At 62.6% G+C, this 22,691-nt stretch carries 26 protein-coding genes and 1 pseudogene (1 of these 27 running past the window's edge); 11 read left to right on the top strand and 16 right to left on the bottom strand.

The genetic code is table 11. From position 1 onward, the window contains the following. From EGH24_RS11685 to EGH24_RS11675, 3 genes and pseudogenes are all read left to right on the top strand, one after another. Nucleotides 1–2,313 (top strand): annotated as a pseudogene (locus EGH24_RS11685) (DNA topoisomerase VI subunit B) (it extends 135 nt beyond the left edge of the window). A gap of 15 nt (nt 2,314–2,328) precedes the next feature. Beyond that, nucleotides 2,329–3,423, top strand: coding sequence for a DNA topoisomerase IV subunit A (locus EGH24_RS11680; RefSeq protein WP_142980321.1), 1,095 nt, complete (start codon nt 2,329–2,331; stop codon nt 3,421–3,423). Nucleotides 3,424–3,431: 8 nt separating this feature from the next. Then, nucleotides 3,432–3,965: a carboxymuconolactone decarboxylase family protein gene (locus tag EGH24_RS11675; protein ID WP_142980320.1), complete on the top strand. Its 534-nt coding sequence runs from the start codon at nt 3,432–3,434 to the stop codon at nt 3,963–3,965. A 42-nt stretch (nt 3,966–4,007) separates the two neighbouring features. Here the strand turns inward: EGH24_RS11675 and ndk are convergent, their stop codons facing one another. The 10 genes from ndk to EGH24_RS11625 form a co-directional block, all read right to left on the bottom strand. Further along, on the bottom strand, nt 4,008–4,472 hold the full coding sequence (ndk, locus tag EGH24_RS11670; protein ID WP_142980319.1) for a nucleoside-diphosphate kinase: 465 nt from the start codon (nt 4,470–4,472) through the stop codon (nt 4,008–4,010). A gap of 12 nt (nt 4,473–4,484) precedes the next feature. Next, the gene (locus EGH24_RS11665; protein ID WP_142980318.1) at nt 4,485–4,691 is read right to left on the bottom strand and encodes a 50S ribosomal protein L24e; all 207 of its coding nucleotides are present in this window, start codon (nt 4,689–4,691) and stop codon (nt 4,485–4,487) included. Between the two features lie 2 nt (nt 4,692–4,693). Next, nucleotides 4,694–4,921: a 30S ribosomal protein S28e gene (locus EGH24_RS11660; RefSeq protein ID WP_142980317.1), complete on the bottom strand. Its 228-nt coding sequence runs from the start codon at nt 4,919–4,921 to the stop codon at nt 4,694–4,696. A 6-nt stretch (nt 4,922–4,927) separates the two neighbouring features. Continuing rightward, complete coding sequence (rpl7ae, locus tag EGH24_RS11655; RefSeq protein ID WP_142980316.1) at nt 4,928–5,290, bottom strand: 50S ribosomal protein L7Ae; 363 nt, start codon at nt 5,288–5,290, stop codon at nt 4,928–4,930. Nucleotides 5,291–5,483: 193 nt separating this feature from the next. After that, nucleotides 5,484–6,449 (bottom strand): DNA cytosine methyltransferase, encoded by a 966-nt coding sequence (locus tag EGH24_RS11650; protein ID WP_142980315.1) that lies wholly within the window; start codon nt 6,447–6,449, stop codon nt 5,484–5,486. A 48-nt stretch (nt 6,450–6,497) separates the two neighbouring features. Beyond that, nucleotides 6,498–7,577, bottom strand: coding sequence for a HaeII family restriction endonuclease (locus EGH24_RS11645; protein ID WP_142980314.1), 1,080 nt, complete (start codon nt 7,575–7,577; stop codon nt 6,498–6,500). A 43-nt stretch (nt 7,578–7,620) separates the two neighbouring features. After that, entirely contained in the window at nt 7,621–8,064 is a 444-nt protein-coding gene (locus EGH24_RS11640) for a MaoC family dehydratase (RefSeq protein WP_142980313.1), read from the bottom strand. A gap of 28 nt (nt 8,065–8,092) precedes the next feature. After that, on the bottom strand, nt 8,093–9,967 hold the full coding sequence (gatE, locus tag EGH24_RS11635) for a Glu-tRNA(Gln) amidotransferase subunit GatE (protein WP_142980312.1): 1,875 nt from the start codon (nt 9,965–9,967) through the stop codon (nt 8,093–8,095). 75 nt (nt 9,968–10,042) lie between these two features. Then, nucleotides 10,043–10,426 carry a methylmalonyl-CoA epimerase gene (mce, locus tag EGH24_RS11630; RefSeq protein WP_142980311.1) on the bottom strand — a complete coding sequence of 128 codons (384 nt, stop codon included), beginning with the start codon at nt 10,424–10,426 and terminating at the stop codon, nt 10,043–10,045. 45 nt (nt 10,427–10,471) lie between these two features. Continuing rightward, nucleotides 10,472–12,148, bottom strand: a complete 1,677-nt coding sequence (locus EGH24_RS11625; RefSeq protein ID WP_142980310.1) for an acyl-CoA mutase large subunit family protein — start codon at nt 12,146–12,148, stop codon at nt 10,472–10,474. 101 nt (nt 12,149–12,249) lie between these two features. Here EGH24_RS11625 and EGH24_RS11620 point away from each other — a divergent pair, with 101 nt between their 5' ends. From EGH24_RS11620 to EGH24_RS11595, 6 genes are all read left to right on the top strand, one after another. Further along, nucleotides 12,250–12,648, top strand: coding sequence for a nascent polypeptide-associated complex protein (locus EGH24_RS11620; protein ID WP_142980309.1), 399 nt, complete (start codon nt 12,250–12,252; stop codon nt 12,646–12,648). Further along, nucleotides 12,645–13,370, top strand: coding sequence for a methyltransferase domain-containing protein (locus EGH24_RS11615; protein ID WP_142980308.1), 726 nt, complete (start codon nt 12,645–12,647; stop codon nt 13,368–13,370). Before EGH24_RS11620 ends, EGH24_RS11615 begins: the two co-directional genes overlap by 4 nt. A 63-nt stretch (nt 13,371–13,433) precedes the next feature. Next, a complete protein-coding gene (locus EGH24_RS11610; RefSeq protein ID WP_142980307.1) occupies nt 13,434–13,655 on the top strand; it encodes a hypothetical protein in 222 nt (73 codons plus the stop codon). 6 nt (nt 13,656–13,661) lie between these two features. Further along, the gene (locus EGH24_RS11605) at nt 13,662–14,105 is read left to right on the top strand and encodes a hypothetical protein (RefSeq protein WP_142980306.1); all 444 of its coding nucleotides are present in this window, start codon (nt 13,662–13,664) and stop codon (nt 14,103–14,105) included. 30 nt (nt 14,106–14,135) lie between these two features. After that, nucleotides 14,136–15,251, top strand: coding sequence for an aminotransferase class V-fold PLP-dependent enzyme (locus tag EGH24_RS11600; RefSeq protein ID WP_142980305.1), 1,116 nt, complete (start codon nt 14,136–14,138; stop codon nt 15,249–15,251). Next, nucleotides 15,244–15,519, top strand: a complete 276-nt coding sequence (locus tag EGH24_RS11595; RefSeq protein WP_142980304.1) for a hypothetical protein — start codon at nt 15,244–15,246, stop codon at nt 15,517–15,519. The genes EGH24_RS11600 and EGH24_RS11595 overlap by 8 nt, the downstream gene beginning before the upstream one ends. A gap of 1 nt (nt 15,520) precedes the next feature. On the opposite strand, the gene EGH24_RS11590 is transcribed toward EGH24_RS11595, so the two are convergent. The 5 genes from EGH24_RS11590 to EGH24_RS11570 all read right to left on the bottom strand — a co-directional run bounded on the left by EGH24_RS11590 (nt 15,521) and on the right by EGH24_RS11570 (nt 20,833). Further along, nucleotides 15,521–18,571, bottom strand: a complete 3,051-nt coding sequence (locus tag EGH24_RS11590; protein ID WP_142980303.1) for an FAD-binding and (Fe-S)-binding domain-containing protein — start codon at nt 18,569–18,571, stop codon at nt 15,521–15,523. Nucleotides 18,572–18,630: 59 nt separating this feature from the next. Further along, complete coding sequence (locus EGH24_RS11585) at nt 18,631–18,810, bottom strand: hypothetical protein (RefSeq protein ID WP_142980302.1); 180 nt, start codon at nt 18,808–18,810, stop codon at nt 18,631–18,633. Nucleotides 18,811–18,872: 62 nt separating this feature from the next. After that, nucleotides 18,873–20,030: a Gfo/Idh/MocA family protein gene (locus tag EGH24_RS11580; protein WP_142980301.1), complete on the bottom strand. Its 1,158-nt coding sequence runs from the start codon at nt 20,028–20,030 to the stop codon at nt 18,873–18,875. Nucleotides 20,031–20,178: 148 nt separating this feature from the next. Further along, nucleotides 20,179–20,451: a DUF7521 family protein gene (locus EGH24_RS11575; RefSeq protein ID WP_142980300.1), complete on the bottom strand. Its 273-nt coding sequence runs from the start codon at nt 20,449–20,451 to the stop codon at nt 20,179–20,181. Between the two features lies 1 nt (nt 20,452). Beyond that, nucleotides 20,453–20,833 carry a winged helix-turn-helix domain-containing protein gene (locus EGH24_RS11570; protein WP_142980299.1) on the bottom strand — a complete coding sequence of 127 codons (381 nt, stop codon included), beginning with the start codon at nt 20,831–20,833 and terminating at the stop codon, nt 20,453–20,455. Nucleotides 20,834–21,043: 210 nt separating this feature from the next. Between EGH24_RS11570 and EGH24_RS11565 the strand changes: the two genes are divergently transcribed. After that, a complete protein-coding gene (locus tag EGH24_RS11565) occupies nt 21,044–21,427 on the top strand; it encodes a halocyanin domain-containing protein (protein WP_142980298.1) in 384 nt (127 codons plus the stop codon). A gap of 238 nt (nt 21,428–21,665) precedes the next feature. After that, nucleotides 21,666–21,965 carry a PadR family transcriptional regulator gene (locus EGH24_RS11560; protein ID WP_142980297.1) on the top strand — a complete coding sequence of 100 codons (300 nt, stop codon included), beginning with the start codon at nt 21,666–21,668 and terminating at the stop codon, nt 21,963–21,965. A gap of 14 nt (nt 21,966–21,979) precedes the next feature. Here EGH24_RS11560 and EGH24_RS11555 read toward each other — a convergent pair whose 3' ends face one another. Continuing rightward, nucleotides 21,980–22,534: a TATA-box-binding protein gene (locus EGH24_RS11555; RefSeq protein WP_142980296.1), complete on the bottom strand. Its 555-nt coding sequence runs from the start codon at nt 22,532–22,534 to the stop codon at nt 21,980–21,982. Nucleotides 22,535–22,691: the final 157 nt, after the last annotated feature.

The raw sequence follows: 22,691 nt of genomic DNA, 5'->3' as shown, positions 1-22,691 counted from the left end.
GNGCTNGTCACNGCNGTCAAGGANGCCGTCGACAACGCNCTCGACGCGACCGAGGAGGCCGGCGTGTTACCCGACATCTACGTCGAGATCGAGGACCNCGGCGACTACTACCGNNTCGTCGTCGAGGACAACGGCCCCGGNATCACNNNNGAACAGGTCCCCAAGATCTTCGGAAAACTGCTGTACGGCTCGCGGTTCCACGCCCGTGAACAGAACCGCGGCCAGCAGGGGATCGGAATTTCGGCGGCCGTCCTTTACTCACAACTAACCAGCGGGAAACCCGCGAAAATCACGAGCCGGACGCAGGAGGCCGACCAAGCCGAGTACTTCGAGCTCATCATCGACACCGACACCAACGAGCCGGAGATTCGGGATTCGGAGCCGACGACATGGGATCGCACTCACGGCACCCGGATCGAGTTGGAGATGGAGGCCAACATGCGAGCCCGCCAGCAACTCCACCAGTACATCAAGAACACGGCCGTCGTCAACCCCCACGCTCGAATCGAGTTGCGGGAACCCGGCCTTGAGGAACCCCTGAAATTCGAACGCGGGACCGACCAACTGCCGGCGGAGACGAGCGAGATTCGACCCCATCCGCACGGCGTCGAACTCGGCACGCTAATCAAGATGATCGATGCGACCGAATCCTACTCCGTCTCTGGCTTCCTGCAGGAGGAGTTCACCCGCGTCGGTAAGAAGACCGCCGATAAGGTACTCAACGGTTTTCGTGATCGGCACTTCGGCCGGGAACTCGCATGGCCGACGCCCGCCACCGGAATCGACATCGCGGGCGCGGTCACCGACGCCGTCTCGAACAAGGGAGCCGAGGCGACCGAGACGTTCGCCGAGGAAATCGAGTCGACACTGATCGGCCGGGATCGCACTGGCTACTCCGAATTGCAGGAAATCGTCGATGAGATCGCCGACGATGTCGAAGCCGACACGGGCCGCACCTTCGGGACGACCGTCAGAACGAACGCCGTCGATGCCGCGTGGGGCGAACTCACCGCCTTCGAGAGCGACGACGCGACGAACGGTGAGGAACCCGGCCGCGATCACCTGACGCCCGGCCTCTACGGCCTCGTTGACGACGCCACAAGTAGCCGAAAGGACGACGAAACCGTCCAAGCCCTCGCGGAGCGACTCGCTCGTCGTGCCGACGGACTCGGCGACGACGATGATAGGCGATTCCGGGTGACACACGACGAACTGTCGGCGATGGTCACCGCCGCCGCGGATGCGACCGTCGAGTACGACGACGTGACGCTCGGCGAGACGGCCCGCGAGAAGATCACCGACGCGCTCTGGTCAGCCGCCCGAACGGTCCCCGACGAAGTCCCGAAAATAAACGAGATCGAGGGCGACCGCGATACGGCCAGCGAACTCTTGGAGGCGATGCGGGCAACCGACATCCTCGCGCCGCCGACNNACTGTCTNNCNCCCATCACCGCCGAACTCGTCGAGGAGGGGCTCCGCAAGGAGTACNACGCGGACTTCTNCGCNGCNGCNACNCGNGACGCNGANGTCCACNGCGGNGACCCGTTCATCGTCGANGCCGGCATCGCNTACGGCGGCGANCTCCCGTCGGAAGGCAAGATCGACCTGCTGCGGTTCGCCAACCGCGTTCCGCTCGTCTATCAGCAGGGAGCCTGTAGCTCGACAGATGTAGTCAAGGGAATCGGCTGGCGGAACTACGGACTCGACCAACCCGGCGGCAGCGGGCTTCCGAACGGCCCGGCGGTGNTGNTNATCCACGTCGCNTCGACGAACGTNCCGTTCACNAGCGANTCGAAGGANGCCNTCGCNAACNTCCCCGAGATCGAAGACGAGATCGANNTNGCGNTCCGNGAGGCNGCCCGCGAACTCAAATCCTATCTCAACAAGCGACGCTCACTTGAGAAACGCCAAGAGAAACAGAGCGTCCTCAGCCAGATTCTGCCGGAGATGGCCGACAAAGTCGCCGAAGTGACCGGCCAAGCGCGACCGAACATCGACGCCGCGATGGGCCGGATCATGAACAACCTCTGTATCGACCGCGAGATCGACGACGACACCGTGACGCTCCACGTCGAGAATTATTCGGACCGCGCTGAAACACCCGAAATCACGGAAATCGTCTCGGTCAAACCGACCGATGTCGAGGGTGAGGGAGCCAACGTCGTTGATCTCGACGGCGAGTGGTTCATCCAATGGTCGCCGTCGCTGTCGGCCGGTGAAGAGACGAAACTCACCTACACCGTCGGCGACGACGCCGACTTCGATATCACCGTCGAGGGTGTCGAAACCGAGAAACTGACGCTGAACGCCTGAGCTACAATCAAAACCATGAGCACGAAACTCAACGAAGAACGCGCCCGCGAACAGCTCATCGACCTCGCCGCGAAGTTTTACGATCAGTTCGCCGACGGCGAAATCCCGCACATGACGCTGCCGACCCGAACGAAGAGCAACATCGAGTACGATCCTGATTCCGGGGTTTGGGTCTACGGCGACCGCACCTCGACACGGAGTGCGAACTCGGTCCGCGGAGCCCGAAAGCTCCTCAAAGCGGTCTACACCATCGAGTTCCTCGCGNANCAGCTCGANNAGGANCGNTCNTCNACGCTGCGTGAGCTCTACTACCTCTCGGAGTCGTGGGACAACGACCACGCGCANTTCTCNNNTCANGACGANTCNAACCAGATNATCGAGGACCTCGANNTNGTCTCNNNGGTCACCCGCGAGGACTTCCACATGCGGCCCGAGGAGTCGGGCGCGACGCTGATGGGGCCACTCCTGCTGCGGGAGCAGACCCGCCGCGGCGAGCGCGAGATCCACTGTCAGGAAGACGTCGGCGAGGGCGGCTATCAGATCCCGAACAACCCCGATACCATCGAATTCCTTGATGCCGACATCGACTTCGTCCTCTGTGTCGAGACCGGTGGTATGCGGGATCGCCTCATTGAGAACGGGTTCGACGAGCAGTACAACTGNCTCGTCGTCCACCTNAAGGGCCAGCCCGCCCGNGCNACCCGNCGNATNACNAANCGNCTCCACGACGAACTCGANNTNCCNGTCGTGGTGTTCACCGACGGCGACCCGTGGTCGTACCGCATCTACGGCTCNGTCGCNTACGGNTCNATCAANTCCGCNCACCTCTCGGAGCACCTCGCCACACCCGAGGCCCGCTACGTCGGCATCCAGCCGACCGATATCGTCGAGTACGACCTGCCGACCGATCCGCTGGCGGACTCCGATATCAACGCGCTGGAATCCGAGTTGACCGATCCACGCTTCCAGACCGACTACTGGGAGGAACAGATCGAACTCCAACTCGATATCGGGAAGAAGGCCGAACAGCAGTCGCTGGCGGCTAACGGGCTGGACTTCGTGACCGATACCTATCTCCCCGAGCGGCTCGGCGAGATGGGCGTCCTCTGAACGAAAACATGGCTCGTGTGCCGCTTCCCGACGCCAGCGAGATCGTTGCGGAGGCCCCACACCTGTTCGACGATCTCGATCTCGACGACCTCCATGCAGCCCGCGCGATGGGCAACGCACCGCACGCGCTGGCCGGGCTCTTCGAGTACATGGCCGGGCTCTACACGTCGCTGCCGGCCGAGCTTCGAGAGCTTGCGATTCTTGCGACTGCACGCGTCCACGACTCCGAATACGAGTGGCACCAACACGTCGAAGTCGCCGTCGAAGCCGGTCTTTCAGCCGAAACCGTTCGACTGATCGGCGGTGAAAACTGGGCCGACCTCACCGGCGTGACGGCCGCCGTCTGTGACTTCGTTCGCGCACAGTGCGAGGGTGAAGTCACTGACGAACACGTCGAAGCAGTCAACGAATACTACACGACCGAAGAAACGGTCGCGTTGAGTATGCTGGTCGGTCACTATACCGGCGTCGCAGGCGTCATCGACAGCATGGCTCTCCCGCTGGAAGACGAGGAGTTCATCGGCTGGACGCCGGCGTTGTGACTCACCAAACTGAAAATCGGTCGGGGAGTAATCCGCGCCGACCTATTCGTATCGCCACTTGTCGGTCGCCTGCTCGTAGTTGAGCAGTTCGTCGTCGTCGAAGAAGACTGACGTTTCGCGGGCGTTTGCGCCCTCGTCCTCGTGGTCGGAGGCGTGGATCACGTTCCGGCCGAGGTCGAGGCCGTAGTCGCCACGGATCGTCCCGGGCGCGGCCTCGCCGGGGTCAGTCGCACCGACCATGCGGCGAACCTGCCGGGTGGCGTCTTTGCCTTCCCAGACCATCGCAAACACCGGGCCGGAGGTGATGAAATCGATGAGATCATCGAAAAAGTCCTTGCCTTGGTGTTCGCTGTAGTGTTCGCTGGCGAGTTCTTCATCCAGCGTAAGGGCTTTCGCACCGACGAGCTTCAGCCCACGGTCCTCGAACCGAGAGATGATCTCGCCGATCAAGCCGCGCTGGACACCGTCCGGTTTGACCATCACAAAGGTCCGCTCGTCGTAGTGCATAGGGGAACTTCGTTACTCGTCGGTTTGTGTCTGTTGGCCGCCTTCGGCGCGGCCGGCTTCGGTCCACTCAAGGTCGCGGGCCTCGCGGCCGAGTCGGTAGTTCTTCTCGGCCTTCGAGTTCTTGAAGTGGAGGATCGTGCCGTCCTTCTTGACGAGCATCGTGCCCGTCCCCGGTTCGATCTCGTCGCCTGAGTAGTCACACGTTCGCGTTTCAACCATCGTTATTGCCCTCCGATCGAGTCCGCATCGCGCTGGGTCTCCCGCAGTTGGAGCACGTCGCCCTCGCGGATCGGGCCCAGCACGTTGCGCGTGATGATGCGGCCCTTGTTCGAGCCTTCGCGGATGCGGCATTTGACCTGCATGGCCTCGCCGTGCATCCCGGTNTTGCCGACGACTTCGATGACCTCAGCGGCCGTCGAGTCGCCCGTGGTCTCTTCTTCTGCGCTCATGATGGGTTAGTTGAGTTCCTCGACCTTCTCGGCGATGTCTTCGATATCGTCCGATGCATCGCCGGCGTCGACGACCGCGGCGGCCGCGCTGCCGACTTCGAGGCCGGCGGCGTGACCCACGTCGTCTTGGGTCTCGACGAAGATGACCGGGATGCCCTTCTCCTCGGCGAGTTCGGGGAGATGCATCACGATCTCTTCGGGCGAGACGTCCTCGGCGACGAAGACGAGCTGGGCGTTGCCCCGCTCGACGGCCTTCGTGGTCTCGTTGGTTCCTTTCTTGACGCTTCCTGTGTCTCGGGCGACCTCAAGGGCGTCGAGTGCGCGCTCTTCGAGGTCGGCTGGGGTTTCGTAGTTGACGTAAACTGCCATAGTTTTCCTCTCCCTATCGTCGGGCTCGCACGTCCTCGCCGAACGGTAGGTCCCTGACGGCGAGGCGTATCATCAACCCGGATAGGCTGTACCCCGTCGTTTGACGCACCCGCATAAAAGCGCTTTCAAACCATGCGCGGCGTGTGACGGTGAACCATGGAGCAGCGTGCCCGTCACCGCGGGCGACAATCGATCACTCAGTCGGCAACGTCGCCTGCTCAGTAACCGGCTTCGTCTCCCCGTGTTCGATAGCGTCGATCATCGCATTGGCGACCGCTTCGATCATCGGCACCGGCACGGAGTTGCCGACCTGCTGGCGGATGCTCGTGAACGACCCGGTCACCTCGAACGATTCGGGAAAGCCCTGAAGACGAAGCATCTCACGCGGCGTGATGTGTCGCTCACCGTTGACGAGCAAGTAGTTGTACGAAGCGTTGGCACGGAGCGCGCACGAGTACGGGAGCACTGAGACGTTGCCAGCGCGGTTTTCGTGCCACACGGAGGGATAGAACGTGTTCGACTCGTTGACGGCCTCCTGTCGCTTCTCTCGGATATACTCGGTCGCCTCGTATTTGTCATCGACCTCCTCGTCGTCTAAGAGAACATCCGCAAGCTCGGTTTCGGCCGTATTGCTCTCTGGAATCGTGAACTTGTAGTTCTCTTTGAAGCCGACGATGATCGTCCGTTCGCGCTTCTGCGGCAAGCCGAAATCCAACGCATTGAGCACCTTCGAACTGACGTGGTAGCCAGCCGCTTCAAGCCGGTCGACGATGAACTCGAATACCTCGCCGTCGTCGATCCCCTTCAGGTGTTTGACGTTCTCCAGCAGGAACGCGTGTGGCTGTTTCTCGGTGAGAATCCGTTCGATTTCGAAAAAGAGCGCGCCGCGATCGTCGTCGATGCCCTCCTTGTCACCCATGATGCTGAACGACGGGCAGGGCCACCCACCGACGAGTACGTCGTGATCCGGAATCTCGTCAGCAGGAATCTCGGTGATGTCGCCAGCAGGCTCGTCGTCGAAGTTGTCTTCGTACGTCTGTCGAGCGTCCTCGTCGATTTCGGATGAGAACACGCACTCGCCACCGGCGGCCTCGAACGCCAATCGCATGCCGCCGATGCCCGCAAACAGATCGATAAACGTGAACGCATCCGAGTCCATACCGTATGCTACTGCGTTCTCTCGCAAAAAACCTCCCACTGCCGGCGACTACGCTGTGTCATCAGCGGCCTCAATTTCCCAGATCCCTAATAGCTCGATGGCATCGTAGTTCCGTTCAGCGATGAGGTCGTCGACGGGCGGCACTTTGGTATCGCCACCTCGGTACTCCTCGTTGAATTCGCTTCGGAGGTGTCGAAGTAGTGGTTCACCGAGTTGATCCTGATAGCTTCGCAGCGCGGTACCGTACCATGCTTCAAGATCCGATATCGTGACGATAGCTCGGACGCGCTCAAATCCGAGTTGTTTCGAGACGCGCTCAATCACGTCCTTTTCAGCCCCTCGACAGACAACGACAACCCGATCAACGTAGGAATTAGTCTCGATATCGTTAATGTTCTCACGGCTGAGCGTGACGTATTTGACCTGCACCATCGTCCCGAAGTTGGTGCCGATATCGACACCCTTGTCGGCTGCATAAGTCGCTTTGCCAGCTCGGTGGACATCTACTAACGTCTCGAAAGTCGTTTCACCCGCGTCTAACCCCATGAACGTTGCAATGAACGACGAAAAGTCGTTCAGGAGATCCGGTTGCGGGTTATCTATTTCCAGTTTCGCTTTGGCGTCTAAGGCTTCCGCTATCGAATTGAATAGGGCATAAACTGCGATCTCAAGCAGCGCGTCGTCTTGCAGTCCACCAACGTCGGTTGTCAGTTCCATGTACGTCTCAAACGTGAACTCATTCACTGCGGATTCGTTGATGTAATCACGGGCCGCGATCAGCGAGCCCCACTTGTCGTGTTTGAGTCGATGATAGATGTAGCTCTCGACGAGGCCGTTTTCGGCTCTGTTTACCTCATCCAATTCGGCAAGGCTGCTCGGATCGATAAGGTCGCTGAAATCCTTCTGGTATGATCTCGATGAGGACGACGCCTTGCCGGTCAACCGGCGGGACATCTCATCCCGCCAGCGACTACTCTCGACTCGGTAACTCTCCGGTTCTTCCAACGCCACCTCAGATACCGTTCGAGAACGATGCAGGATTTCGGCGACTCGGATCGGCCGAAAACAACGAAACCGGGCATTGTTGATCAGCGTATCGATCTCGGCCTTTGCGTCCGCAATGTCCATACTAAAATCTCACAGGATCATCATATGGCTCTTTGGTAGTCGATTACTCGCCACGTCGGGCAAACATCACCAGCGCGATCATGGAAAAGGCGACCTCACCATCTCCATTCGATGTTTCGATCCGAATGTTGGCCAGCCCGCGGCTGTCGGTTTCTGCCTCCAGATCGAGGATTTCAGCACGGATCGAGAGCCGATCCCCCGGCCGCACCGGCTCGTGCCACCGGAGTTTGTCGATTCCCTTCCCGCCGAGGGTCGCGGTATCCGACAGAAAGCAGTCGACGAACAGCCGCGTCGAAATCGCGGCCGTATGGAACCCCGCAGCGATCAGGCTGCCGTAGATCGATTCCTCGGCAGCGCGCTCGGGATCGGTATGGAACCACTGTGGGTCGTACTGCTCGGCGAACTCGATGATTTCTGCCTCTGTGACTTCGTACGAATCGCTCGCCCACTCATCGCCGACTGCGAGATCCTCGAAATAGATCGTCATTACTGAACGGTTGACGGCAACAGGGAAGTTAGCTCCGTTTACCGATCTCCTCGCGCAGCACGTCGCTGACCGTGTCGCCGTCGGCTTTCCCGCGGAGTTCCGCCATACACTCGCCCATTAGCCCCGAGAAGGCTCCCATGCCCTCCTCGGCGACTTGGTCAGCGTTGCGTTCGACGACGCCCGCGATGATCTCGCGGACTTCTTCGTCGTCGACGCCGCCGAGACCGGCTTCCTCGATGGCCGCCTCGGCTGTCAAGTCTTGCTGTTCGGCTAGCACCGTTAGCACGTCGTTGACACCCTCCTTTGCTAATTCGTCGTCAGCAACGAGATCGAAGACCGCGAGGAAGTGGGCGTCGGCGATGTTCTCGACCGGCACGTCGTCGCGGCGGAGTTCGGTGACCGTACTTTCGAGCACTGAGGCCGCAAACGTCGGGTCGATGCCGCGGTCAACAGCTTCCTCGAACAGCGGCATTCGACGGCCGTAGGCGACCTGCTCGGCCAGCCCGCTGTCGAGGCCGAACTCGTCTTGGTAGCGGTCGACTTTCTCGGTCAGGAGTTCGGGTTCGTCGATCTCGCTGGGATCGGGTTCGACCGGTGGCACGTCGGTTTCGGGGTACATCCGAGCCGCGCCGGGTAGCGGGCGGAGGTATCGGGTCGTGCCCTCGTCGGTCGCGTCACGAGTCTCCTCGGGGACGCCCTCGATGGCGGTTTCGGCACGCTCGGCGACCGCCTCGATAGCGAGGTCAGCGGTCTCAGCGTCGGCAGCGACGATGGCGACCGCATCCTCGTCGCCCGCATCAACAGCATCGCGGAGCGCGGCGACTTCGTCGTCGGTGACGCCGTAGGCCGGGAGTTCGTCGGTGTGGAAGATACCGCCCGCGCCGTTGCGCTTGGCGTGATCCGAGAACTCGGTGCCGAGCCGTCGGTCGGGCTGGATCTCGCGGCCGACGAGGCCGTCGAAGCCGAACAGCGGGACGGCGGTTACCTTGCCGCCGTCGCCGAGTGCGCCGCCGATGACGCCGGAGTCAGTGTCCTCGAAAACGTTCGTCACGTCCTGCGTGTCGCCGACGCTGGCGTCTCGGGCCTGGAGTTCGTCGGCGATATCGAGGAGTTCCGACTGGCGGCCGACTTCCAACCGGACGATCTCGTCGATCTGATCAAGAGCTTGGACGCCTTTGATCTCAACGCGTGCACCCTCCTCGATGGAGACGTTCACGTCTTGGCGAATGGTACCGAGCCCACGTTTGACCTTGCCGGTCGAGCGCAGCAGCATCCCGATCCGTTTGGCAGCCTCTTTGGCCTGTGCTGGGCTGCGAATGTCCGGACCGGTCCCGATTTCGACCAACGCGATACCGAGGCGGTCGAGACTGTAGCGGACGCCACCGTCGTACTCCTCAACGCGCTGGGCCGACTCCTCTTCGAGCAGCAGATCGACGATCGAAACCAGTCCCTCGCTGGTTTCGATTTCGCCCTCCTGGCCGAGCAGCATCGACCGCTGGAAGCCGGACGTGTTCGAGCCGTCGATGACGAGCTTTCGCATGACGTGGAGTTGATCGACGATCTCCATATCAAGAAGCGAGGCGATCTGCATGGCGACCGAGAGGGCTTCGCCATCGACCTCCGTGGGTGGTTCGTCGTCTTCCTCGACGAGACAGGTCGAGTCGTAGGCGAGGTACTCGAACTCGCGGTCGACGCGGCTCTCTTCGAGGGCAGCGTCGTCGAGTTCGCCCAACTCGCTTTTGGTGGGGTGGAGGAACCGTGAGATGGTGCGGTCGGACTCCTCGGGTTCGCGGAGTTCGGTCGGCGACTCGCAGAACAGTTTGGTCTCGGTGTCGAGCTGCTGGTGGATTTCGAGGCCGGCGACCAAGCCGAGGGCCTCGTAGTCGTAGGCGTCGGAACTCATTGCGCCAACGTGGGACACGGGGCGGTAAAAAGGTGCAGATGCAGCGGCTGTGCAGTCGCCGTTGTTTCGGTCCTACTATTCTGTGACGAACTCAATCAGTACACCGCCGGTCGACGAGGGATGAAGGAAAGCGACATCGTGACCCCACGCGCCGGGTCGTGGCTCCTCGTCGATCAGGTCGATTCTGTGCTCGCTGGCTGTCTGTAATGCGGCCTCGATGTCGTCGGTCTCGATAGCGAGGTGGTGGATTCCTGATCCGTGGCTGTTGAGATAGTCTGCTATCGGGCCATCGTCAGTTGGTTCTAAGAGTTCGAAATAGCCGTTGTCGAGTTCAAGAAATCGGATTTCTATGCCGTCGAACTGTTCGCTGTGAGCGACTGGCGCATCAAAAACGGCTGCGAACAAGTCGGCGAGGCCATCGGCGTCGTCGGTAGCGATGCCGGCGTGGTGGACGCGCATATCGGCTGGACAACAGCAGGCGATAAAAATCCACTCAGCCCTTCATCACACCCCAGGCTGATACTCGCCGAACTCGTCGCGGAACACGTCGCAAATTTCCTGCACCGTCGCGTACGCTTTCACCGCCTCGATCACCGGCGGCAACACGTTCTGGTCGCCAGCGGCCGCGTCGGCCACTGCCGCAAGCGCGTCGGCAACAGCGTCGTCATCGCGGTCGGCCTTGACCTCCTCCAATCGGTCGATCTGCCGCTGTTCGTCTTCCTCATCAACGGATTCGAGATCCATCTCGGGGTCCTCGTCAACCTCGAACTCGTTGACGCCGACGATGATCCGGTCGCCGTTTTCGATTTCCTGCTGGCGGTCGAAGGCGACATCTTGGATCTCCTGTTGGACGTAGCCGCTGTCGACGGCGCGCAACATCCCTCCGCGGTCGTCGATGTCATCAATGATCTCCCGTGCCTCCGCTTCGACTTCGTCAGTCAATGATTCGACGTAGTAGCTGCCTGCCAGCGGGTCGATAGTGTCGGCGACGCCGGACTCGTGTGCGAGGATCTGCTGGGTGCGGAGCGCGGTCCGAACCGACTGCTCNGTNGGNANCGANAGNGCNTCGTCNTTNCCGTTCGTGTGGAGCGACTGCGTCCCGCCGAGCACGGCGGCGAGCGCCTGATAGCCGACGCGGACGACGTTGTTCTCGATCTGCTGGGCGGTGAGCGTCGACCCGNCGGTNTGNGTGTGGAANTTCANCTGCTTCGANTNCGGGTTCTCCGCACCGAATCGCTCGTCCATGATTCGCGCCCACAGCCGACGAGCCGCGCGGAACTTNGCNACNTCCTCGANGANGTTGTTGTNNGNNNCGAANAAGAAGGAGAGCTGCGGGGCGAACTCGTCGACGTCCTGGCCGGCCTCGATGGCCGCTTCGACGTACTCGATGCCGTCGGCGAGNGTGAAGGCGATCTCNTGNGCNGCNGTNGAGCCGGCNTCGCGGATGTGATAGCCCGAAATCGAGATCGTGTTGAAGTTCGGCACCTCCTCGGCCGCGAATTCGAAGGTGTCCGTAATCAGTCGCATCGAGGGCTCCGGCGGGNAGATGNANNNGTTGCGNGCGATNTACTCCTTCANNANGTCGTTNTGNATNGTNCCGCGNANCTNCNCGCGGTCGACGCCCTGCTTGTCGCCGANGGCGATGTACATCGCNAGCANCACCACGGCGGGCGCATTGATCGTCATGCTCGTCGAAACCTCATCGAGTGGAATCCCGTCGAAAACAGTTTCAAAATCCGCGAGCGTGTCGATGGCGACGCCAGCCTTGCCGACCTCACCGGCAGCCATCGGGGCGTCGGAATCATAGCCCATCTGCGTNGGNAGNTCGAACGCCATCGANAGNCCCGAGGAGCCCTGNTCGATNANNTANCGGAACCGCTCGTTCGTCTCCCGCGCGGTGCCCATCCCGGCGTACTGCCGCATCGTCCACAGCCGCCCCCGGTACATCGTCGAGTAGACGCCGCGCGTGAACGGCTCCTCGCCNGGGAANCCGANGTCNTCNTCGTAGTCGAGNTCCGCGATATCGTCCGGCGTATAGAGCCGCTTGACGCGCTGACCACCGGTGTCGGTGGTGAAGGTCTCCTCGCGCTCGCCGAAGCGATCCAGCGTCGGGCCGGCCGTCTCGGCCTCCCAGTCGGCTTTCGCCTCGCGGATCGCTTCCAGATCCTCCTCGTCGAACATGCATCGATAGAGGCGGCGACCCCTGTTAAAAGCCGTTGGCGAGGAGCCAGCCGGCAGTCCGCTTCGCCATGCTTTTGCTGCCGCCACCAGAAGGGCGAGGCATGTTTGGAGGCGGCGGTATGAACCCGCGGAAGATGCAACAGATGATGGAACAGATGGGGATCGACGTGACCGAGATCGACGCTGAGTCGGTCACGATCACGACGAGCGACGGTGAACAGCTCGTCTTCGACGCCCCGGAAATCACCCGCATGGACGCCCAAGGCACCCAGACCTACCAGATCGTCGGCGAGCCCGACCGACAGGAGGCAGCGGGTACGGCCGGTGCGGTCGAAAGCGGTGACGCAGACGGTAGCGACGACAGCGGTGGCGACGACGAGATCCCCGAATCGGATATCAAGCTCGTCGCTTCCCAGACCGGCGTCTCGCCCAGCGAGGCCCGCGAAGCACTCGAAGCCGAGGACGGCGAACCCGCCGCAGCGATCAACCGACTGGAGTGATCCTCCTCGTTCACAGCGACCGGGAGTACCTCCGGGAACCGGGCGACGAACTCCACACCGACCTTGGCGTCGTCGAAATCCCCGAGGATGTTGAATCCGGTGACACCCTTGAGACGCATCTCGGCGAGGAATTCCGCGCCAGAGAACTCCGCGGCCCTGACCTGTTCNANCANCTCGAACGCACCGGCGCGCCGATGATGCCNCGCGACATCGGCCTCGTCCTCGGCCACCTCGGGCTCGCGGCCGGCGACCGCGTGCTCGACGCCGGCACCGGAACCGGAATTCTCGCGGTGTATCTCGGCCGGCTCGGGGNCANNGTGACGACNTACGANCNNGACNNNGAGTTCGCNGACGTAGCGCGAGAGAACATGACGGTTGCTGGCGTCGGCGAGACGGTTGACGTACGAACCGGCGATATCACTGAGGAGATCGACGATCTCGCTGCTGCCGAGTCGTTCGATCTGCTCACCCTCGACACCGAGGACGCCCCCGAAGTCGTCGCCGACGCGGTCGACCTCCTCGCCTACGGCGGTTACCTCGCTGTCTACTCGCCGTTCGTTGAGAATGCCCGAGCGAGTGCGGAGGCCGCCGACGAAGCCGGCCTCTCAGATATCGAGACGATCGAAACGATCCAGCGGGAACTCACTTTCGACGACCGGGGAACACGGCCGTCGACAGCAGGCGTCGGCCACACGGGCTATTTGACGTTTGCGCGGAAATAGGACCGAAAGCTGACCGGGGTCGGCGGTAGACTCTTCCGGCTTCCGACCCTCCATAGAAGTACGATGTCGACAACTGATACCGACGCCGAGATCGACGAGACACAGACCTGGCCCGAACTCGCAATCGGTCTCTACGAACGACTCACAGGCCGCGGAGCCGAAATCACCTACGAGTTCGAGGATATGGAAGTCGATGTCCCCGACAAAGTCGGCGAGGACGCCGACCACGCCCGCTGGCGGCTCGACGGTACCCTCACCGTTCGGACGAGCCAGAACGACGACTAACCTGCCGTGAGTACCCCCGACTCGACGGCTGAGTCCCCCCGCGATTCAGCCCCCCGCCAACTCGTCGTCGGCGTCGACCTCACCCTCCACTCCGAAGCCGGTGAGATCACGGTTCACACAGCCGACGGCCAGCTCGTCGTCGACGCCGACAGCCTCGCTGCCCTCCGCGCACTGTACGGCCTCCGAGGCAACGTCCGAGCGACGGCCAGCAACTGGCTGCCGAAACTCGACGCGGTCGCCGCCGAAACGCCGCTGGTGTTCAACTCTCCCGCAGAGATTAGTGTTCGCGGCCAGCGCGTCGCGCGCTACACGCCCGGCAGTGAGTCCGGGCTTCTGGGTCGGCTGCTATCGGTCGGCCCGATCCAGCCCGCGCCGGTCGGCCTGATTCGCGCCGTCGGCACCGCCCTCCGGCAACGAATCGGTCGACGGATCGGCGCGTTCGGCCTGTAGGCCTAAACCGACGGCCGCCAATTGAGAGGTATGACGCCACGCGAACTCCGGGCCGACGTGCCGGCCTTCGACGAGGCGGCGTATCTCAACTTCGGCGCGCATGGCCCCAGCCCGCGCTCCGTTGTTGCGGCCGCGACGGCCTGTCTCGAAACCCACGAGTACGACTCCAGTGAGAACGATCCCTACGAGGTCGCCTTCGGTGCGGCCGACCGCGCCCGCGAGCGGATCGCCGATCTCATCGGTGCCGACCCCGAGGAGGTCGCGCTCACTGAGAGTACGACCGACGGGATCAACCGGATCGCCACCGCCATCGATTTCGAACCAGGCGACGTGGTCGTCCGCACCGACCTCGAACACCCGGCCGGGATTCTCCCGTGGCAACAACTCAAACGGGAGGGTGTCGAAGTTCGCGTCCTCGAAACCGAAGACGGACGGGTCGATCTCGACGCCTACACCGACGCGGTCGCCGACGCCCGACTCGTCTGTTTCAGCGCGCTGACGTGGACCCACGGCACGCGGCTTCCGGTCACCGATCTCGTCGACATCGCCAACGACACCGGCGCGTTCACGCTCGTCGACGCCGTCCAAGTCCCCGGCCAACAAGAAATGGATGTCCACGAGTGGGGTGCGGACGCCGTCGCTGCAGCCGGACACAAGTGGCTGCTCGGCCCGTGGGGCGCGGGCTTTCTCTATATCGACCACGAGACAGCCGACTCACTCATCCCAGCAGCGGTGGGCTACCGGAGCGTGACCGACCCGACGGCCGACGACCTCGAATATTCACCGGGAGCCACGCGCTTCGAAATCGGAACGACCTCGCCCGCGCCACACGCCGGGCTGATCGAAGCCATCGACAACATCGAAGCCATCGGAATCGATGCAATCGAATCCCGGATCGAAACGCTGACCGACCGCTTGAAGGCCGAAATCGACGACGAGCGACTGTTGAGCCCTAAATCGTATGAGTCCGGACTGGTCACTATCGCTGTCGATGACCCCGAGACAGTCGTCGAGCGATGCGCGGACGAGAATATCATTATTCGGTCGCTGCCGTACCCCGAGGCAGTGCGCGTCTCGGTGCATGCGGTCTCGACGGCGGCCGAAATGGATTCAGTGGCGGCGTGTATAGGACAGGCCAATGAGTGACGAAACACGCGTCTGGCTCGTCGAGCGGACCTACTCCGACGACGAACAGAACTTGATAATTCTCACGTACGCAACGCCCGACGGCCGGCAGGACTTCCGGAAGGAGCGCGCGCTGACGAGCTTCAGCGGCGATCATCGTGAGACGAAGGTGAGCCTCGCAGTCGATCCCGACAACCTCGGCAGCGTTGACGACGCCGACACACGGGAACAGTACAGCACGGAGGCTGCACGGATGGCTGAGGAATACGACCCGGACGACACGCTGTAACTCAGTCCCTGAGCGCGTCGGCCACTTTTTCGATTGGGTGCGCGGGTTTGCCGTCGTATCGGTCTGTGTCACCCAACTGCGAGCGACAGGAGGTGCCAGGCGCGACGACTTCAGCGGCTGGCGAGTCGTCGACGGCGTCGAACAGCAGGCTGCCGATAGCCTGACTCATCGAGTAGTGTTCGGCCTCGTAGCCGAAGGAACCGGCCATCCCACAGCAGGTCGTATCGAGCACGTCGACCGCATACCCCGCCCGCCGGAGGACGCCGACCGCGTGGTGGTCGCGGCTGGCGGCGGTCTGGTGGCAGTGGCCGTGGTACGACAGCGTCTCGTCGCCATCGGTGTCGATGGAGTCGTTCAGACGGAAGGTGTCGATGAACTCCAGTACGCTGTAGGTGTTGTCGGCGACTGCCTCGACATCGTCGCCGGAGAGCAGATCCAGATAGTCCTCCTGATACATCACCGCGTCGCTGGGTTCGACGCTGACGAGGTCCCAGCCGTCGGCGACGCGGTCGGCCAGTACGTCGACGTTCGCTTCGGCGGTCGCCCGCGACTGATCGAGCAACCCTTTCGAGTGAGCCGGCCGTCCGCTGTCGGTGACTTCATCGGCAATTTCGACATGGACGCCGGCGGCTTCAAGCACGCGAACCGCCGCTTTGCCGACTTCGGGTTGGGTGTAGTTCGTGTAGGGATCAGGAATAAGCAGGGCCTTGCGCTCGGCCTCGGCTTCGCTGACGGCTGTCGTTCGGTTTCGATCCCATTTCTGTAGCGTGTTGCGGCTGAACGTCGGTAACTCGCGTTCGCGGGCGATGCCGAGCGTCTTCTCGGCGAAGACCCCCGAACCAGGGAGCTTCGTCGCCCAGTTCGACACCGGCGCGAGACTGCTGCCGAGACTGTACAGCGTTTCGACGTTGGCGAAGAGTTTGTCGCGGAGCCCAACGCCCTCGCGTTGGTGGCGTTCGTGGGCAACCTCGGTTTTTAGTTTCGCCATGTCGACGCCGCTGGGACAGTCCCGTTTACAGCCCTTACAGCCGATACAGAGATCCAGCACCTCGTGGCTGAACTCGTCGCCGAACACGTCGTCGGGGAGGTCGCCGCTCATTGCTCGCCGGAGCATGTTCGCCCGCCCCCGTGTCGAAGTGATCTCCTCGTTGTCGGTCGCCCGATAGGTCGGACACATCACCGAGCCCGTCGTCTCCTGGTGGCCGGTACAGCCCGCACAGCCGTGGCAAAGTTCGGCCATCCCCTGAAAGCCGTTCTCGTTGTCCCAGTTGAGTGTCGGGTCGAACTCGGCGTCGAATTCGTAGTCGGCGTCGTATCGGAGGTTCTCGGTCGAATCGGCGTCGCCGCTGACGTTGCCGGGATTCAAGAGGTCGTCAGGATCGAACGCGGCCTTGAGTCGCTGGAACAGCGACCAGACCTCGCTCCCGTAGAGTTTCCTGTTCCACGTCGTTCGCGCGCGGCCGTCGCCGTGTTCGCCCGACACCGAGCCGCCGTACTCGATGACGAGGTCGGTCACGTCGTCGCAGATCTCGTACATCGTTTCGATTCCCTGGTAGGCTTTGAGATCCAACAGCGGGCGAATGTGGAGGACGCCCGGTCCGGCGTGGGCATAATAGGAGGCGAAGGTGTCATACTCCTCGAAGAGCGTCTGGATGTCGCTGACGTACTCGGGGAGNTTCTCGGCNGGNANCGCNNNGTCCTCGATGAACGNNNNGTGTTTCGCGTCGCTCGTCCGCGANAGNAGNATNGGGAGNCCNGCCTTCCGCATCTTCCAGAATTTTGTCTGGCGGTCGGCGTCGTAGGCCTCCAAGGCGTCGACAGCGTAGGTTTCGTCTGCTATCTCGTCACCGGCTCTGTCACTCGGCTCGACCGCCGCATCAACGCTCGGCAGTCGGTCGGCCAGTAGGTCGGCGACTTTCTGTTTGCCGTCGGCCATCGAGTCGGCGTAGAACTCGACGAGCAGCGTCGAGTCCGTGCCGTCGGGCAGAATATCGACCACGTCCGCGAACTCCGGGCGGTCGGCGGCGAGCTCGAGGAACACGTCGTCCATTACCTCAACGGCAGCGGGATCGTGTTCGAGGATCGGTGCCACGTCCTCCATCGCGTCGAGCACGTCGTCGTAGGTCAGCATGACGACCGCCGTCTCGTTGGGAATCGGCTCCAGGGAGACGGTCGCCTCGGTGACAATCCCGAGTGTCCCCTCGCTGCCGGCCAGCAGGCGGCCGACGTTGACCGCGTCGTGGTCCTCGGCGTCTGCGACGAGTTTGTCGAGGTTGTATCCCGAGACGTTACGCATCAGGTCGGGATACCGAGCCTCGATCTCGTCGCGGTGATTGCGGAGGATGTCGCTGACAACGGCGTACACTTGATTTTCGATGCTCGGGTCGTCAGTCGCCGCGGCGGCCGCCCGCTCGTGGATCTCATCGACCGGGAGCCAGTCGAAGGTGGTGACGGTGCCGTCGGCGAGGACGACCTCGCAGGCTTCGAGGTAGCCGTCGGCTTTCTCGTATTTCAGCGAGTGTGCGCCCGTCGAGTTGTTGCCGATACAGCCGCCGAGGACGCTCTTGTCGCCCCATGCGGGGTCAGGGGCGTACTTCAGGCCATGGGGTTCGAGTTTGTCGTTCAGTCGCGCAAGTGTGATCCCGGGCTGAGCGGTCGCGGTGCCGGCCTCAGTGTCGATGTCGACGACGGCGTCCATCTCTTTCTTGAAATCGAGGACTACCGCCTCGTTGACCGTCTGGCCCGCAAGACTGGTTCCGCCGCCGCGCGGAAGGACCGGAATCCCGTTGTCGGCGCAGTACTCCATAACTGCCTGCACGTCGTCAGTGGAGGTCGGAACGACGACACCGATGGGAAGTTGCTGGTACGCGCTGGCGTCAGTCGCATAGAGATTTCGTGTGTAGCTGTCGAAGCGGACCTCGCCGTCAACGAGAGCTTCGAGATCTGCGACCAGATCCGGGTTCTCGATTTCGTCGCTACGGTAATCGTAGTTACTTCGGTCGTCCGCCGCCGGATCCGGCCCTGCCGGCGGGTGCTCAGTCGGGGTGCTCATAGCGAGTGGGAACTACTGAAGGCAATACGCCGAGGCGGAATGAATGTTGAGGTCGGACGCTACCGCCAACTCCACTTGCGACCCCGAATCGCGCGCATCGCAATGAACCCGATGACGACCATCGAAATGAACGTGATCGAACTCGGGACAGTGAGATAGTCGGCCCACACCAGCAACGCCGCCATCACGACGCCCATCCCCACAGTCATCACGAGTTCGATAGTGTTGACGCTGGACATACCGGAGGGATACCGCCGACCCGAAAAGTCGTTTCGGTCAGCCGGCGGCCGAATCGCGTCTATCAGTGGCCGGCTGGCGCGTCGTCGCCAGCGAGGTCGATCCACTCCCCGGACTCGTCGGCACGCTCGATCGCCTCAAGCACGCGCTGGACAGCATAGCCGTCGGCAAACGAAGGTGCGAAGTCGCTGTCGCCAGCGACCGCCGAAAAGAACTCGTAGTTCTCGTGGACGAAGGTGTGTTCCCAGCCGAGGACGTGGCCCGGCGGCCACCAGTTGTCGCCGTAGGGATCCGATTCGTCAGTGACGAGTACCGTCTCGTAGCCGCGGCTGTCGCCGGTCAGGACCTCCAGTTCGTTGAGCCGTTCCAGCGAGAACCGGAGACTCCCCTCGGTGCCGTGGACCTCGATCGTGTGATCGTTCTTGTGGCCGGCAGCGACACGGGAAGCCTCGAAGGTGCCGACCGCACCGGACTCGAAGGCTGCCTGTGCGGTGTAGGCGTCGTCAACGGTGACCGGTCGGTACTCGGCGACCGTCTCGCCGTCGGCGGCGTAGACGGGTCGCTGGTCGGTGAACGTCTGCAGGTGGCCCGCGACGCGCTCGATCCGGCCGGCGTGGTCGCCGACGAGGAACCGTGCGAGATCGACCGTGTGCGCACCGAGGTCGCCGAGCGCGCCCGACCCCGCGGTCTCGCCGTCCATCCGCCAGGTCCACGGCGCGTCGGGGTCGACGAGCCAATCCTGCAGATAGCGGCCGCGGAACTGCCGAATATCGCCGATGTCACCGCGGTCGATCAGTCGTTTGGCGTACTGTATCGCGGGCACGAACCGATAATTGAAGCCACAGCCAGCGGGAACGTCGGCGGCGGCCGCAGCCTCGACCATCGCCTCGGCGTCGGCCAACGTCGCCGCCAGCGGTTTCTCACAGAGGACGGCCGTGCCAGCGTCGAGCGCGGCGATCGACGGCTCGGCGTGGAGGTGATTGGGAGCAAGGTTGTAGAGCACGTCCACGTCGTCGACGACGGCTCGCCAGTCAGTCGCCGTGTGCTCGAAGCCGAGGCGGTCGGCGGCCTCGCTGAGGGCGGCTTCGTCGCGGCCGACGAGCGTGTGGCGAACGGTCTCGGGGGCGTCAGGGAAGAACATCGGTAACCGATCGAGGGCGTTGGCGTGAGCCCGTCCCATGAACCCGTAGCCAAGCATGCCAACAGTGAGCGGATCGGCCATCGGTCACGCCTCGCCAGTCGGTTGCGTCGTCGCTTGCGAGTGTCGGGACATGCTCACACCAACGACGAGGGAGCGAATAACAGTTCGGTCGAACGCGGCGGTCCAGTAGCGAGGCGGACGCAGCAGTCCAGCGGCACAGTGATCGCGGCTATTCGATGAACAGCGAGTAGGTGATGATCGCAAACCCGATGGCGGTCAGCCCGGAGTTGATGACGATGCCGACATCGAGGCCGACATCCAGCAGTTGGTGGGCGATTCCGCCGAACAGCGCGCCAAGCGTCACGAAGCCGAAGCCGATCATCAGCCCACGCAGCGAGGGGTCGCCGGTGCGGCGATAGGCTTTCAGCGCGAAGTACGTGATCGCACCCCCCAACCCGAGGATACTGACCATGATAGCGACAATGATCGTTTCCAGATGCATGTTAGGTCTCCTTCCGTAGTTCGCCCCAAAGCTCTTCGAGCCGGCGGTCGGCCGTCCGGTCGGTGGCCGGCCGTTCGATCGTCGTTGCGAGCTGCTCCTCGTCGGACACCCAGACGGTCACCTCCTCGAAATCCCGGGTGTACCGCGTCGTGTGTTGGCCGCTTCGACGGATCTCGGTCGATTCGGCGACCAGCGAGGCCTCCGTCAGCCGATCGAGCTTCCGGTACATCGTCGAGAGTGGGATGTCGCAAGCCTCCGAGAGCTCGTTGGCCGTCATCGGCTCGGAGAGTTCCTCGATGATCGCTCTGGTGGGTTCATCGCCAAGCGTCTCCAGCACCACCGCGCCGTCGACGGCTGCCCCCTGTTGCGACGAAGTACCCATTGTCGGATGTTACCGACGAAGTGGTGATAAATCACGTGGTCGCCGCGTTGGCACTCAATTTCAGCCGTCCCCACCACAGCACGCTGCTCGGGTCACAACCAACTGTCGACGGATTGTGGCCGTTTCAGCCGGGCTGGCTGTCCGATACAGACCAGTTTCGGGAGCCGAACCGCTACGTTATGCCGCCGGCAGCCCTCCCTATAGAGGCACATGACGAACTTCGAGTCCCCGCCGCGTCGCACCGTCCTCCAAGCTGTCGGCGGCACCGCACTCGCCGCGAGCCTCGCCGGCTGTGGCGGCAGCAGCGAGCCCGAACCGGTGACCGTGATGGTCGGTGCCGGCAACGGGTTGGCCTTCGAGCCGGCCGAAATCGAGATCGAAACCGGCACGACCGTTATCTGGGAGTGGACCGGCGAGGGCGGCGAGCACAACGTCGTCGCCACCGACGACGCATTCGCTAGCCACGAGGACGGCAACGTCGAAAGCGAGGCGGGCTACACCTACGAATACACCTTCGACACCGCCGGTACCTACGAGTACGAATGCATCCCCCACAGCGCGAACGGCATGGTCGGCACGGTCGTCGTTGAGTAATTGAACAGTGTCGCCTGCGACCCGCTGGCAACGACACCCACCCGCGGTCGACCCTGTTTCTCGCGCTGAAACAGTCGCTCTCGATTTAAATACCGGCGAGGTGAACTGCCGACACGATGGTCACGGATGCTGCCCAACCATCTACCGGACAGCCGACTGCGACACAGCCGTCCGACCGGAGAACCCCGCTGATGCAGGCCCTTCCACCAACGCCAGAACGCCGCTTCGAACCTAACACATGAACGACCTCAGTGCCTTTCAACGCGACCTGCTGTTCGTCGTCGTCAGCCTCGATGATCCCTATGGGCTCGGTATCAAATCCGAACTCGAAGCCTACCAAGACCGGGAGATCAACCCCGGCCAGCTGTATCCGAACCTCAACGAGCTGGCCGAGCGTGGCTACCTCGACAAACAGCAGCAGGACAAACGGACGAACCGCTACGTACCGACGGAGAAAACACGGCGCGAGCTTGCGACGCGCCGCCAGTGGGAAGCCGAACGACTGGACGAACAGACGCCGGAAGCGATCGCACAGTAACCGCCGCGATCCTTCTACAGCCCGAGGTCGGCGATCCGCTTGGTCATGTTCTCGACGCCGGCCTTGGCGTCCTCGGGCTTCTTGCCGCCCGTGATGACGATCTTGCCGCTGCCGAACAGCAGGATCACCACNTCGGGGTCGTCNANNCGGTAGACNAGCCCGGGGAACTGCTCGGGCTCGTACTCGACGTNCTCNANCCCGANGCCGATNGCGANGGCGTTGAGGTTGAGNNTNNCGCCGAGATCCGCGCTGGAGACGATGTTTTGGACCGTGATCTCGGGGTCGTCACCGACCGGGATGCCGAGCCCGCGGAGCTTCTCGAAGACGATATCGAGCGCGCCGTGGACCTCGTCGGTGCTTGCCGCGCCGGTACAGACGATCTTCCCGGAGCGGAAGATCAGGGCGGCGGCTTTCGGATCCTGCGTCCGGTAGACGAGGCCGGGGAAGTTGTCGGGGTTGAAATCCGCGCCCGGAATGTCGGTAGCGAGTGCTTCGAGATCGAGTTCCTGCCCGATCCCTGTTGAGGCGACCACGTTCTGGATTTCGATAGTGTCTGTCGGTTCGACCATATGTACAGTAGTCACTCGATCGATACGAACCGAATCAATATAAAAGTAGTACATAAAGGATATAAAAAATAGCCGCGCAGCCACGCTCGGCGACAACCGTGTCACCATTGAGACCTGTCGGCGACCCGCCATCGGTTGTGGCGTGGTTGTGCGCCGC

The organism is Halonotius terrestris, from assembly GCF_006861665.1.
In the GTDB taxonomy this organism is placed as follows: Archaea; Halobacteriota; Halobacteria; order Halobacteriales; family Haloferacaceae; genus Halonotius; species Halonotius terrestris.
Note: the sequence above shows the minus strand (reverse complement) of the source record. Positions and strands in the feature narration are given on the sequence as shown.